General features: G+C 62.2%; 9 protein-coding genes. 1 reads left to right on the top strand and 8 read right to left on the bottom strand.

From position 1 onward, the window contains the following. Positions 1 to 599: 599 nt before the first annotated feature. From gatB to moaA, 6 genes are all read right to left on the bottom strand, one after another. Positions 600 to 2,276, bottom strand: coding sequence for an Asp-tRNA(Asn)/Glu-tRNA(Gln) amidotransferase subunit GatB (gatB, locus tag ACTQXO_RS01280; RefSeq protein WP_441545376.1), 1,677 nt, complete (start codon positions 2,274 to 2,276; stop codon positions 600 to 602). Beyond that, positions 2,276 to 3,790 carry an Asp-tRNA(Asn)/Glu-tRNA(Gln) amidotransferase subunit GatA gene (gatA, locus tag ACTQXO_RS01275; RefSeq protein WP_441032183.1) on the bottom strand — a complete coding sequence of 505 codons (1,515 nt, stop codon included), beginning with the start codon at positions 3,788 to 3,790 and terminating at the stop codon, positions 2,276 to 2,278. Before gatA ends, gatB begins: the two co-directional genes overlap by 1 nt. Then, a complete protein-coding gene (gene gatC, locus ACTQXO_RS01270; RefSeq protein ID WP_035136890.1) occupies positions 3,790 to 4,101 on the bottom strand; it encodes an Asp-tRNA(Asn)/Glu-tRNA(Gln) amidotransferase subunit GatC in 312 nt (103 codons plus the stop codon). The genes gatA and gatC overlap by 1 nt, the downstream gene beginning before the upstream one ends. Positions 4,102 to 4,394: 293 nt before the next feature. Then, a complete protein-coding gene (locus tag ACTQXO_RS01265; RefSeq protein ID WP_441032185.1) occupies positions 4,395 to 5,681 on the bottom strand; it encodes an MFS transporter in 1,287 nt (428 codons plus the stop codon). A gap of 277 nt (positions 5,682 to 5,958) precedes the next feature. Further along, positions 5,959 to 7,260 (bottom strand): molybdopterin-guanine dinucleotide biosynthesis protein B, encoded by a 1,302-nt coding sequence (mobB, locus tag ACTQXO_RS01260; protein WP_441032187.1) that lies wholly within the window; start codon positions 7,258 to 7,260, stop codon positions 5,959 to 5,961. Positions 7,261 to 7,264: 4 nt separating this feature from the next. Continuing rightward, positions 7,265 to 8,320 carry a GTP 3',8-cyclase MoaA gene (moaA, locus tag ACTQXO_RS01255; RefSeq protein ID WP_441038668.1) on the bottom strand — a complete coding sequence of 352 codons (1,056 nt, stop codon included), beginning with the start codon at positions 8,318 to 8,320 and terminating at the stop codon, positions 7,265 to 7,267. Between the two features lie 208 nt (positions 8,321 to 8,528). On the opposite strand from moaA, the gene ACTQXO_RS01250 reads away from it, so the two are divergent. Further along, positions 8,529 to 9,875 carry an MATE family efflux transporter gene (locus tag ACTQXO_RS01250; RefSeq protein WP_441032191.1) on the top strand — a complete coding sequence of 449 codons (1,347 nt, stop codon included), beginning with the start codon at positions 8,529 to 8,531 and terminating at the stop codon, positions 9,873 to 9,875. A gap of 155 nt (positions 9,876 to 10,030) precedes the next feature. Here the strand turns inward: ACTQXO_RS01250 and ligA are convergent, their stop codons facing one another. Together ligA and ACTQXO_RS01240 are read right to left on the bottom strand one after the other, a co-directional pair. Next, a complete protein-coding gene (ligA, locus tag ACTQXO_RS01245) occupies positions 10,031 to 12,259 on the bottom strand; it encodes an NAD-dependent DNA ligase LigA (protein WP_441032193.1) in 2,229 nt (742 codons plus the stop codon). 448 nt (positions 12,260 to 12,707) lie between these two features. Beyond that, the gene (locus tag ACTQXO_RS01240; RefSeq protein WP_441545375.1) at positions 12,708 to 14,168 is read right to left on the bottom strand and encodes a S1C family serine protease; all 1,461 of its coding nucleotides are present in this window, start codon (positions 14,166 to 14,168) and stop codon (positions 12,708 to 12,710) included. Between the last annotated feature and the right edge of the window lie 91 nt (positions 14,169 to 14,259).

Genomic DNA, 14,259 nt, shown 5'->3' with positions numbered 1-14,259 from the left:
ATAGTTAAGAAGGACTAACTATTAAGGTCAAAAATGGTTAACTTTCTGGAAATCTTAGGGTGCAGAACGGCCGACTTTCGACAATCGGTCTGCCGCAACGTACATCTCCGGCATCAAAGAAAGACTCTCCCCCGTCCCAGCAAATCGAGGTCTAATACTTTTCCCGAGAAGTGAACGAGCAAAATCGGACCCCTGAAGCATCCGCATTTTTTAGTAACAAAACCGCAGGGAAAACTCGGCAAAACCGCAGGAAACAGCGTCCAAATAGTGTCGATGCTTCAGAGGTCCAAATAAGGTCGTTCACTTCTCGGGAAAAGTATTAAGTTTCGCTTTCCACAGCCCAAAAATGTGACCTAGGGACCGTCCCTGCGCCACATCCACAAAAAAATGAGGGTGCCAACGGCACCCTCATTCACCAAATTCCATTCAGCCCGACTGACCAGAACGGCCGAGTCGCCACGGAACCGAGGGGCCGGGCGCAGGGCCTTGCCTCTCAATGAGTTCCGCACGAACAGGAGGCGCCAGTGGCGCCTCCGTCGTGAGTCAGGACTGTCCGAAATTGAGAGGCAAGGCCCTGCGCCCGGCCCCTCGGTTCCCGCTTACGAGAGCGAGGTTCTCAGCAACTCGTTGAAGAGCTTTGGGTTACCCTTGCCGCGACTCGCCTTCATGCACTGGCCCACCAAAAAGCCGATGACCTTCTGGTTGCCGTCACGATACTGCTGTGCCTGCTCGGCACAGTTTGCCAGCACCTCGTCCACAATCGGCTGCAGCGCGCCGGCATCACTCACCTGACGCATACCGCGCTCGTCGACGATCTTGTTGGGGTCGTCGCCGGTCTGGGCCATGGCCTCAAAGACCTCGTGAGCCTGGTTGGAGCTGATGGCATCGGTCGCCAGCAGCTTGGCAAGCGCTGCCACCTGAGCCGGCGCGATGCCGGACTCGGCGAGCGACACGCCCGCGCCCTTAAGGTAGGCGATCATCTCGTTCACCAGCAAGTTTGCAACCGTCTGGGCCTCCTTGCCAGCCATACCGGCAGCGGCGGCCTCAAAGAACTCGGCAAACTCCGGGTCGCCGGCGATTTGCTCGGCATCGGTCGCCTTAATGCCAAAATCGGCCTCAAAACGGGCGCGCTTGGTATCGGGCAGCTCGGGAATCTCACCTCGGCAGCGATCGATGAACTCGTCGTCCAGATCGAACGGCGCCAAGTCGGGGTCGGGGAACAGACGATAGTCGTCGGCCGTCTCCTTCACACGCATGACCACGGTGCGCTTGCGGCTGGGCTCCCAGTGGCGGGTCTCCTGATAGATAATGCCGCCCTCCTCGAGCACCTCGGCCTGGCGGCAAATCTCGTAGGCAAGGCCGTCGTGCAGGCTCTTAAATGAGTTGAGGTTCTTGAGTTCGGTTTTGGTGCCCAGCTTGGTCTCGCCGCGGCGGCGCAGCGACACATTGCCGTCGCAGCGCATGGAGCCCTTCTCCATCGAGCAGTCCGAAATGCCCAGCGTCACAAAAATGCGACGGAGCTTTTCCATAAACAGGCGAGCCTCCTCAGGCGTACGCAAGTCGGGCTCAGTCACGAGCTCAATCAAAGGCGTGCCGCAGCGGTTGTAGTCGACAAGCGACTCGGCGGCGGCGGTAATGCGGCCCTCGGCACCACCCACGTGCACCATCTTGGCGGCGTCCTCCTCCATGTGGATGCGAAGGATGCGGATGGGCACCGTGTAGGAACCGTCCTCGCGACGCTCGGGCATCTGCAGGTTGGACGCGTCATAGCTGGCCAGATGGCCGGCACGCTGATTGCCCTCGCGCATGGTCGACGTCATGGACGTGGACAGGCCCTCGGCGTTGGCCGAGGCGCTCGCCAGGCTCTGGGCCTCGGCCTCGCCAAACACGCAATCGGGGCGCTCTGCAGCGCCGCGACCAGTCACGTCCAGGTCCAGGTGACCGTACATGGCAAAGGCGACCGGACCCTGCGTGGTCTGGAAGTTCTTGGCCATATCGGGATAGAAGTAGTGCTTGCGGTAGAACATCGAGTGGCGCTGGATCTCGCAGTTGGTGGCGAGGCCGGCCTTAACGATGCTCTCGATGGCGCGCTTGTTGGGCACCGGCAGGGCGCCGGGCAGGCCCAAGCACACCGGACACACGTTGGCGTTGGGCTCGTCATCGTGGCTGAGCTTGCAGTTGCAGAACATCTTGGTATCGAGTGCGGTGAGCTCGGTATGAATCTCCAGGCCGATCACGGCCTCCCAATCCTGCAGGACCTCGGAAAGCTCTTTCATTACAGCTCGCCTCCCTTCCCGGCAAAATCGGGCGCGACGGAAAGCGCGGGCGCACCCGTGGCGGCATCGGCAAAGCCGCGCTCCAGGGCGCGGGCAAACGTGAGCAGCTGACGGTCCTTAAACGCCGGACCCACCAGCTGGGCAGAAACGGGCAGCTGAGTATCCTCGCCCAAGCCCAGCGGCACCGAGATACCACCGTTGCCGCAAATGTTGAGCGAGATGGTGTACAGGTCGGAGAGGTACATCTGCGTGGGGTCGCTGATCTCGCCAAACTTAAAGGCCGTGCGCGGCGAGGCGGGCATGAGGATGGTGTCCACCTTGGCATACGCGGTGTCGTAGTCCTGCGTGATGAGCGTGCGGGCCTTTTGCGCAGCGTAGTAGTACTTGTCGTACACGCCCGAGCTCAGCAGGTAGGCGCCGAGCATCTGACGGCGCTTGGCCTCGGCGCCAAAGCCGTGGGCGCGCGACAGCGAGCTCTGGTCGGACAGGTTGGTGCAGCCCTCCTCCTGATAGCCGTAGCGAATACCGTCGAAGCGGGCCAGGTTGGAGAACGCCTCGGCCGGGCCGATGACGTAGTAGGCGGCGATGGCGGCATCCAGGTGCGGCAGGTCGACCTCGACCAGCTCGGCGCCCTGGTTCTGCAGCTCCTGGGCGGCGCGCTGAACAGCGGCCTTGACCTCGGGCGTCAGGCCCTCGGCCTCCATAAACGCGGGGATGATACCCACGCGCTTACCCTCGATGCTGTCGTTGAGATGCTCGGTAAAGTCGACGGCGCAATCCTGGCTGGTGCAGTCGTAGGGATCGTGACCCGCGCCGGTAAGCGCGTTCATGGCCAGCGCGACATCCTCGACCGTGCGGCCGAAGGGGCCCACCTGGTCGAGCGACGAGCCAAAGGCGACCACGCCGTAACGGCTCACGGCGCCATACGTGGGCTTAAAGCCCACCACGCCGCACAGCGACGCCGGCTGGCGAATGGAGCCGCCGGTGTCCGAGCCCAGCGAGAGCGCGACCTCGCCCGCGGCGACGGCGGCAGCGGAGCCGCCCGAGGAGCCGCCGGGCACGCGCTCGGTATCCCAGGGGTTGTTGGTGCGGTGGAACGCTGAGCTCTCGGTGGAGCTGCCAAAGGCAAACTCGTCCATGTTGGCCTTGCCCATGGGCAGGCAGCCGGCATCGAGCATGCGCTGGACGCAGGTGGCGGTGTAGACGCTCTGGTAGTTCTCGAGCATGCGGGAAGCGCAGGTGGTGCGCGTGCCCACAAGGTTCATGTTGTCCTTGATGGCCAGCGGCACGCCCGCGAGCGGGGGCAGCGGCTTGCCTGCGGCACGATCGGCATCCACGCGCGCGGCGGCCTCGAGCGCAAGCTCGGGCGCCACCTGCAGGAATGCCTGGACCCCGCCCTCGCGCGCCTCGATGGCGGCAAGGGAGGCCTGGGCCACCTCGGTAGCGGTAAAGTCGCCAGCGGCAACGCCCGCGGCAATCTGGACAGCGGTAAGGGAATCGAAGCTCTGCGCCATTACTCGCTCTCCCCCTCTCCCAAAATGGACGGCACGCGGAAGTAGCGGTCGCGCGCGCTGCCGGCGTTTTCGAGCGCGACGTCGAGCGGCAGGTCCCGCTCGGGCTCGCGCAGGTCATCGCCCATCACGTTGGACAGGCTTCCGATGGGATGGAACGTGGGCTCCACGTCGGGCAAGTCATATTGCAAGACGGGCTCGAGCATCTGGACGGCATCGTTCATGTAGGACGTCATCTGGGCGAGCTCGTCATCGGTCAGTGCGATCTTTGCGTACTCGGCGATACCGCGCACGTCTTTCTCGCTGAGTGCCATAGGCGCTCCCTTCCGCATAACAGTTAAACCGCTCTAGTATACAAGGCAACGCCGGCTTGGAGCAGGCGCTTTACCCAAATGCAGCGAAAACGTAACGAGGGCGGCGGTTGGCAGGCGGCGGGCTGGCGGTTCTGCAGCGAAACCGCACCGTCCATAGCAAAAACCGCCACAAAGGTGCCTGGCCCCTTTGTGGTGGCCGGATCCGCAGGATGGCATGACCCGGGGCGCAAACCATCACAACATTCGACGTTATTCGGCAAAATCGCGATTTTCATCGAATGTTGTGATGGTTTTTACTGCTTTGCGGCACGATCCAAATGCCGGCGTCCAAACAGCAGCAGTGCCGCGGGAACCGCTGTCACGACCATACCCGCCCCGATGAGCGTCTGCTGCACGCCAAACGTCGCCGCCAGCCACGGGGCAATCGCCAGCGGCGCCACGCCGGCGAACATGTTGCCAAAGCCCATGACCGAGTTGACGCGACCGAGCTGCTCGAGCGGGGCCGTCGTTTGCACGATCGTGTTGTGGAGCGGATTGACGACGCCCCAGGCCACGCCCAGGGCAATCTGGCCGACGAGGGCTACGCCCACGTACGGCGTCCCCACATAGAGCAAACTTCCCAGGCCCACGGACAGAAGCGCCACAAGCAGCGTCTTAAGGTTGACCAGGTGCGGCGGCAAGCGGAGCGCGACCACGGCGCCCAGCACCGCGCCCACGCCGCAGGCAGACGAGAGCCAGCCCATCCACTCGACACCGACATGCAGAACATCGCGGTAGAAGAATGACTCCAGTGGATCGAAGGCGCCATAGCCAAAGTTCGAAAGGAAAATAATGCAGAACAGCAGGGCGAGGACGCTGTTGGTAAAGACTGTCTTGATGCTGGTCACGAAGGTGACGCGGGTGGATTTATTGGAGTCGGAGCTTTGATTGGCAGTACTTGCCGTTGTGCTGCTATCCGCGGGAGCACTTTCGCGCGCGGCGACGCGACCTGCTTGCGGCCTAAAGCCCCAACCGGCGACGAGCGCCAGTACGGTAAAGATCATCATGAGCAAAAACACCGCGTGTGACGATGCAGCCGCCGCGACAAAGCCGCCCAGTGTGGGACCGACGATAATGCTCACGTTGGAGAGCATGGCGATGGCGGAGTTGATGTCTTTGAGCTCGACGGGGTCGTCGGTGAGATACGCCGGATAGGACGTGGCGACGGGTTGGGCGAATCCTATCACAAAGCCCAGGAGCACCGCGCCGGCAAGGACTGTTCCGGTCGCGCTGCCACAGGCGAGGATTGCCGCGCCGGTTGCCAACGTGCCGAAGATACTCGCCCGGAAATGCCGGCACGGACCCCAAGCGTCAAGCGCCGCGCCGCCCGCAAAGGACCCCAGGATCACGAAAACGTTCATAAACAGGACGGCCAGCGATGTCGCAACGACCGAGGCGCCGTCCGCATAGGTGAGTGTTCCGATAACACCGATAAAGTAGCTGGTCTGAAAGCCGGTATATATGAGGAAGCGCATTGCCACCAGGTGCTTAGCCCGCGCGGACAACGAAGGGTGAGGTTTTGAGAGAAGAGATACGAGCACGGAGACTCCTCGTTTCATACGAATACGGGCGGTGGACATTCGCCGCCGTCTGTCAAATCAATCTATCCGCATGAAACATTAAGGACGCATCAGGACCCTTCTCTCCGTTTTTCGCCCGTCATGAACTACTTGGTAGATTGTAAGGCATGTCACAAAAATCTACCAAAGCAAAAACCACCACAAAGGTGCCTGGCCCCTTTGTGGTGGAAATGACGTTTGCCCAGATAGAACCTGCCAAAATAAACCTGTCCCTTTTTGGCAGGTTCAGCGCCAAGCCTTAAAGGTGGTCTTGGATAAGGTCGCAGATGGCGCGGGCGTCGTTGATGTTGATGGCTCGGGTCGCAAAGCCGGCATCGAATGCCTGACGTGCCAGGGCTTCGTTGCAGGCAAGGGCCAGCGTGCGGCCGTCGACCAGGTCGAGCGAGCTCTTGCCGCGCAGACGGTCGACACCGGAGCGCGCGACCACGATGTTGTCGAAGCCCTCGGTCTTGTAGCCCTCGATGATCACCACGTCGACATCGTTGTAACGCGACAGCAGCTCGCGCGCGGGCATCTCGTCCTCCTCGCGCGTGTCGGCGTACTCCGCCCAGCGCGTGGCGCAGATGAGGCCCACGTGCTTGGATCCGGCCTGGTGATGGCGCCAGGTATCCTTAGCGGGCACGTCGATATCAAAGCCGTGGTGCCCGTGATGCTTGAGCGACCCCACGCGCAGGCCGCGGCGGGTGAGCTCGGCAATGACCTTCTCGACGAGCGTGGTCTTGCCCGAGTTTTGGTAGCCGATAAACGCGATCGCGGGGACGGCCGGTATCGGAGCTGCGGGCGCGACGGCGACGGGTGCGCTCGCAGGTGCGGCACCGTCAGTGGCCACGGCCTCAACAGCAGCGGCCTGACGCTCTGCGCGGTCCCATACGCCCGAGCGGCCGCCCTCCTTGTGCAGCAGGCGCACGTCGACGATCTCCATACCGCGATCGACTGCCTTGCACATGTCATAGATCGTTAAACACGCAGCACTCGCGCCGGTCAGGGCCTCCATCTCGATACCCGTCTTGCCCGTCACGCCGGCAGTAACCAGTACGTGAAAGCCAACCTGCCCGTCCGCGCGCGCCGGCGCCCAGCCCTCGGGCACGTCCTCGGCCGGCGTCCCCGCCGGAGCGATGGGCGCAATGTCGCACTTGCTCTTGGTAATGGGCAACGGATGGCACATGGGAATGATGTCGCTCGTGCGTTTGATGGCCATGATGCCCGCCACGCGCGCGCAGGCAAGTACGTCGCCCTTTTTGGCGCGGTCCTGCAGCACCATAGCCTGTGTCTCGGGATGCATGAGGATGGTGCCCTCGGCGATGGCGATGCGATGGGTCTCGGCCTTGTCGGACACATCGACCATGCGCACCTCGCCCTTGGCGTCCACGTGCGTCAGCTCGTTGCGACGTGCGTCACGGGCGGGTTTGGTGGCCGCGCTGGAAGTCGGCTGCGCGGACGCGTCGGCGTTGCCAGCATTCGCCGCGGCCGTGACTTTGTGGGCAGACATCGCGGCCCTGCGAGCGGCCTTGGTGGCATCGGCGTACCTGCTCTTGGCCATATGATCATCCTCCGATTTGGGACATAAATCGTTGCGTACCCTCAATTATCGCGTGTTCCTGCGGTTTGTGGGCCACGGCATCGCGCCAAATCGAAAGTACCTGCATATCATCACCACGGCGCAGGGCGTCGCGCACCGAATACTCGGCATCGCTAAACAGGCACGGACGCACGTTGCCATCGGCCGTCAGGCGCAGACGGTTGCAATTCGCACAAAAATGGTTGGACATGGCGCTAATGAAGCCAACCGTTCCCGCCGCGCCCGGAAAGCGCCAATAGCGCGCAGGGCCCGCGCCGGCAGGAGCATCGTTGATGTCGAGCGGCTCGAGCTCGCCCAGCCCCGTCGCGGTGGCCCCGGCATTGATGCGCGCCCGCAGCTCGTCACTCGGCACGGTATCGCTCGCGTCCCACAGCTCGGGATTGAGCGCGGGCGCATGCGGGTCCACAGCGCAATGCGAGCTCGTGTGCTCGTCGCCGATGGGCATATATTCGATAAAGCGCAGGTGGATGGGACGGTCGAGCGTAAGCCGCGCGAGGGCCGCCACATCCTGGTTGAGCCGGCGCACAATAACGCAGTTGACCTTAACGGGCTCAAAGCCCCAAGCCAGCGCCGCGTCGATGCCGGCCATGGTCTGCTCGAGCCGACCCAGGCGCGTGATCTTTCCAAAGAGCGTAGGGTCGAGCGTGTCGAGCGAGATGTTGACGCGGTTAAGCCCGGCATCTTTGAGCTGCGGCGCCAGCTTGGGCAGCAGGGCGCCGTTGGTGGTGAGCGAGATGTCCTCGATCTGAGGGATCGCGCGGATGTCGCGAATAAGCGGAATAATACGGCGGCTGACCAGCGGCTCGCCGCCCGTCAGGCGCACGCGGCGAATGCCCTCCCCCGCCACCAAGCGCACAAAGCGGGCGATTTCCTCGGCGCTGAGTAACTCGTCGTGTGCACGGGGCGCCACGCCATCGGCCGGCATGCAGTAAATGCAGCGGAAATTGCACTTGTCGGTAACGGCAATGCGCAGGTAGTTGATATCGCGGCCAAAACCGTCATGCTGCACGTGCCCGTCCACGCAGCCCTCCCCTCACGCGGCGTTTTATTCTTCGAAAAACATAATACCCCACGAGAGAATCATGCCGACACCCGTACGACAGGAGAGGTCGCTTCGAACAAGGCCGGCTTCCCAAGCCCATCCTCAACACGCAAACCTTGACTCTATAATCGTTGTAGGGTTTTCACTACACTGGTACGTAAACAGACCCAGCCAGAAAGCCCCACCTATGGAACACGACCTCACACGCGGCAATGTCCTTAAGACCATCGCGGTCTTTGCCCTGCCCTATATGCTCTCGTACTTTTTGCAGATGCTCTACGGCATGGCCGACCTGTACATGATGGGGCAGTTTAGCGGTGCCGCCGGCATCACCGCCGTGGGCAATGGCGCGCAGACGCTCTATATCATTACCGTGACGCTCGTGGGTCTGGCCATGGGAACGACGGTTATCGTCGGCCACGCCGTGGGTTCGCGCCGCTTCGATCGCGCCGAGACCGCCATCGGCAACACCATCACGCTGTTTATGGGTGTCTCGGTAGTGCTGGCAGCCATCCTGCTCGCACTGTGCCCGCAGATCGTGGCGCTCATTGGCACGCCGCCCGAGGCAGTTGAAGGCACCGCCGCCTACCTGCGCATCTGCTTTGTCGGCATTCCGTTTATCGCCGCATACAACATTCTTTCGGCCATCTTTCGCGGGCTGGGCGATTCGCGCTCGCCTATGTACGTGATTGGCGTGGCGTGCATCATCAACATCGCGCTCGATTTTCTGTTTATCGGCCACATAGGGCTCGGCCCCGTGGGTGCGGCACTCGGCACGGTAACCGCCCAAACGGCCAGCGTTGCCCTCGCGCTCGTGTGGCTTAAGAGCCGCCGCACGAACATCCATGTTAAGCGCAGCGACCTGCGTCCCCAGCCCGAGGTGCTCGGCGGCATCCTTAAGATCGGCGTGCCCGTGGCCGTGCAGGACGGCTGCATCCAGGTGGCGTTTATGTTTATCACCGTCATCGCCAACCATCGCGGCCTGGTCGACGCCGCCGCCGTGGGCCTGGTCGAAAAGATGATCAGCTTTTTGTTCATTGTACCGAGTTCCATGGGTGCCACCGTCAGCGCACTCACGGCGCAAAACGCCGGCGCGGGCAAGGGCGACCGCGCGCGTCAGGTGCTCAAAGACACCATGACGATCTCGGTGGTGTACGGATGCCTGATCACGGTGCTGATGTGGCTGGTGGCGCCGGCGTTTATTGGCTTTTTTGCCAAGGACGCTGCAGTAGTCGCTGCCGGCACCGGCTATATGCGCAGCTATATTTTCGACGCGATTTTTGCCGGCATCCACATTTGCTTTAGCGGCTTTTTCGCTGCATACGGCAAGAGCTACATCGGCTTTGCGCACAACGTGCTGGCCGTGGCACTCATTCGCGTGCCGGGCGCGTGGCTGCTGTCGAACGCCTATTCCGACACGCTGTTTCCCATGGGCATCGCCTCGCCGTGCGGATCGATTTTGTCGGCAGTCATCTGTGTTGTCGCGTTTACCGTGCTCAACCGGCGCGGGGCTTTTGACAAGTTGGCAGCGTAGCGGGGCAACGCGAAATCGCCCTCATTGACGACATCATCAGCGACGACCCCGCGACCTACGTGACGCAGATCACGATGCCGGTTTCCCCAACAAAGTAAGAACCGCCCGGAAGGCATCGCGCTTCCGGGCGGTTCTTCAATTTGACTATTGATGCCTTAAGCCTGGGGCACCTCGCCGGTAGCCAAGATCTGCTCGAGTGCGTCCTCATCCAGCACGGGCACACCCAGCTGCTCGGCCTTGGTAAGCTTGGAACCCGCTTTGGGACCGGCAACCAGATAGCTCGTCTTCTTTGATACGCTGCCCGAGACCTTGGCGCCGAGCACCTTGAGCGCCGCGCCCGCCTCGTCGCGCGTGCGGTTGACGAGCGTGCCGGTGAGCACGAAGGTCAGACCCGCGAGCGGCTGTGCGTCGGCGAGCTCGCCTGCCACGCCAGCGTCGGCTGCGGCTTGCGCGTGCGCGGCGCCCAAATCGACCTCGAGCGAAAGGCCCGCCTGGCGCAGACGTTCCAGGACGGCAAGGTTCTCGGGCACGGCCAGGAACTGCTTGACGCTCGCCGCAATCTTGGGGCCGATGCCCTCGCACTCGGCAATGTCTTCTTCGCTCGCCAAGATGAGCTTGTCAATCGACAGGAATCGCTCGGCGATGACCTCGCCCACGCTCTTGCCCACGTGACGGATACCCAGGGCAAACAGCACGCGACCGAGCGGCTGGCTCTTGGACTTGTTGAGCTCGGCGATGATTTTCTCGGCCGTCTTGAGGCCTACCGGAATGGGGTCGCCCTTCTTAACGCCCTTTTTGCTGTTAGAGCTGGCATAGGTGCGCCCCGTGTCCAGGCCTGCGATGTCATCGACCGTGAGCTGGTAGAAGTCTGCGACGTCGTGAATCAGCCCGGCGGCGATCATCTTGTCGACGATCTCGTCGCCTAGGCCATCGACGTCCATGCAACCGCGGCTCACCCAGTGGAGCAGGCGCTCCTTGAGCTGTGCGGGGCAGTCGATGGACACGCAGCGGTAAGCCACCTCGCCATCCTCGTGGACCACGGGGCTACCGCACACGGGGCAGACCTCGGGCATATGCCAGTCGACCGAATCGGCCGGGCGCTTATCGAGCACCGGGCCCACGACCTCGGGGATTACGTCGCCTGCCTTGTGCACGATGATGGTGTCGCCCTCGCGCACGTTTTTGCGACGGATCTCGTCGATATTGTGCAGCGTGGCGCGCGCGATGGTAGAGCCGGCAACCGTCACCGGATCGAACTCGGCGACCGGCGTGAGCACACCGGTGCGACCCACCTGGATGCGAATTTCGCGCAGGACGGTCTGCTTTTCCTCGGGCGGAAACTTAAAGGCAATGGCCCAGCGTGGTGCGCGGGCGGTAAAGCCCAGGTCGAGCTGCTGCTGGAAGCTGTCAACCTTTACGACCACGCCGTCGATGTCGTAATCCAGGTCGCCGCGGTGCTCGAGCGCCTGGGCGCAGAACTCGTGGACCTCGGCCGGTGTGGCGCAGCGTGCCACGTTGGGATTAACACTAAAGCCGGCGCTGCGCAGCCAGTCGAGAAATTCGCGCTGGCTGTGGACGTGCAGCGGATCGGTATCGGCGATGGCATAGATAAAGGTGGCAAGATCGCGACGCGCCGTGACCTTGGGATCCTTCTGACGCAAGGATCCGGCAGCGGCGTTGCGCGGGTTGGCGAAGGGGTCGCGGCCCTCGGCATCGGCCTCGCCGTTCAGGCGAACAAAGCTGCCCTTAGGCATGTAGACCTCACCGCGCACTTCGATGGTACGCTCGCGGTCGGCGCCCATGTGAGCGAGCGCCGGCTCGGACAGGTGCATGGGCACATCCTTGATAGTGCGCACGTTGAGCGATACGTCCTCGCCCGTGGTGCCGTCACCGCGCGTGGCGGCGCGTACGAAGGTGCCGTTTTGGTAGGTAAGCGCGACGCCCAGACCGTCAATCTTGAGCTCGCAGGTATAGGTGACGCTACCGGCACCGAGCGCATCCTCGGTGCGCTGGAGCCATGCGTCGAGCTCGTCCAGATCCATGGCATCGTCCATGGAATACATGCGTGCCATGTGCGTGACCGGCGTAAACTGCTCGCTCACGTAGCCGCCCACGCGCTGGGTATAGCTGTCGGGCGTCACCAGGTCGGGGTAGGCGGCCTCGATTTCTTGCAGTTCAACGAGCATTTTGTCAAAGGCGGCGTCCGTGATCTCGGGTGCATCGAGCATGTAGTAGCGGTAGGCGTGGTAATCGAGCTCGTGGCGCAACTCAGCCGCGCGCGCTGCCGCCTGGGCACGGGTATCGGCCGGCGCGGCGGTATCCGTGCTCGCTGTCGTTTCGGTATCGATGTCCACGCCGTCACCAAACAGGCTCGATTGCTCCATAGCGGCACTCCTTCGCTCGATTTCAAACGGATACTAGAGTACCACCGGTCGCAATGGGGCCGAATAGCGGTCTCAAACCGCACCGAATTGGCAGCGACCGGACCGGGGTTGGACAGTTAGTTCAGATTTGTATAATTACGCGCGCTGAATCGAGCTGAAATACCGGCTTTTCGCCCCAATCAATCGTTCTGGACGGCGAATTAGGTTTGCTTCCGTCTTCGAGACACCCATCTCGGCCCATCTTTCATTTCAAAAGCGCTCAAAACACGCCTCAGACCGCACCCGTTTTATACAAATCTGAACTAACTGTCCAAGCCCTTCCGAACCATGCCCTTGCCATTTCTAAATGATCCGTTTTCCTCCGCCCCCAACGGATCAATAGGAAAAGAGGGGCTGTCCCGCGCTGGCGGAACAGCCCCTCTGGCTTCGATATGTGCGATACAGCTCGTTAGAAACCCTGACCGTAGCCTTGCCCCTGGCCCTGCTGGCCCAGCAGCTCCTCCAGATACTGGCGCAGCTGCTCGTCGGTAATGCCGCCGTTGCCGGTGTCGGTCGCGCTGTCGTTCTGCTGCTGGTTCTGCAGCTCCTCATCAGAACCCAGCTCGACCGTGACCTTTTTCTCTTCCTTGCCGCGCACGAGCGTGATCTCGACCTTCTCGCCCACCTCGTGGCTGCGCAGCGCGATAATCAGGCCATCGGCGCTCGTAATCTCATCGTCACCCAGCTTGGTGATGACATCGCCCTCTTGGATGCCAGCCTTGGCGGCAGGACCGTCCTCGACGACACTTGCCACATACGCGCCGCTATCGGTGCCGAGATTGTTAGTGCGGGCGTTGAGCGCGTTGACGCTCGAAAGCGTGGCGCCCAGGTACGGATGAACCGGCGTCTTGCCGTCGATAATCTGGTCGGCGATGTTCTTGGCATAGTTGACCGGAATGGCAAAGCCCACGCCCGAGCTGGAGCCCGAGTAGCTCTCGATAAGAGAGTTAATACCCACGAGTTCGCCATTGTCGTTAACGAGCGCGCCGCCGGAGTTGCCCGGGTTGATGGCGGCATCGGTCTGGATCATGTTGGCGTAGATGGTGTTGCCGCTGGTAGAACTCATGGCCGTGGAGCGATACAGCGCCGACACAATGCCCGTGGAGACAGATTGCTCGTTGCCGAACGGCGAGCCGATCGCCATGACCCACTCGCCCACGTTGAGCTTGGAGGAATCACCAATCTCGATCGGCGTGAGCTTGGAGGCGTCAGCATCCTTGAGCTTGATGACGGCCAGGTCGCTCGAGGCGTCGTTGCCCACGAACTCGGCCTCGTAGGTGGTACCGTCGTCCATGGTAACCACGTACTGGTCATAGCCATCGACCACATGGTTGTTGGTGAGGATGTGGCCCTCGGTATCGAGCACCACGCCCGAACCGACGCTGCCCGAACCATCCGACTCGTCGGCAGACTGCGAAAGCGAGCCATTCTGGCTACCGCTCGAAGTGGCAGTGATGGAAACGACGGAGGGCAGGGCCTTGGCAGAAACGGCCTCGGCAAGCGTGGTGTCCTCGGAGTCGATCGTAATCTTTTGCGTCGATGAACCCGAAGCACCCGCCGTCACGACATTCTTTCCGCCGCCAATGTTGAGCGTGCCACTCATAATGAGCGCGATGACCAGCAGGGCGCCGCAGGCGCAGCCGGCGAGCGCCGTAATAAAGATCGGTAGCTTTTTGGTCTTGGTCTTGACCACCGTGTGCTTGGTTACAACCTGCTGACCGCCCAGCGGCTGGCCGGTCTGTGTGTCGTAGGCCTGCACGTAGGGAATGTTGCCGTCGGCAGGCGTCGACTCCACCTGCACGCGCGGCTGCTGCTGGGTCTCGCCAGCGTTGCCCGCATCCTGGGGACGCTGGGAATCGTTCTCGCTCATAGCTGCGATCCTTTCGTCTAATAACCAAAGGCCCGCCAAACATGTGGCGGGCCATCATTGTTCACGTTGAGTTGTACCCCAATATGCGGGC

Origin of the sequence: Collinsella sp. LCP19S3_D5 (genome assembly GCF_052121415.1) — a bacterium.
GTDB lineage: Bacteria > Actinomycetota > Coriobacteriia > Coriobacteriales > Coriobacteriaceae > Collinsella.
The sequence above is the reverse complement of the archived record's forward strand: the minus strand, read 5'-3'. Positions and strand labels throughout refer to the sequence as shown.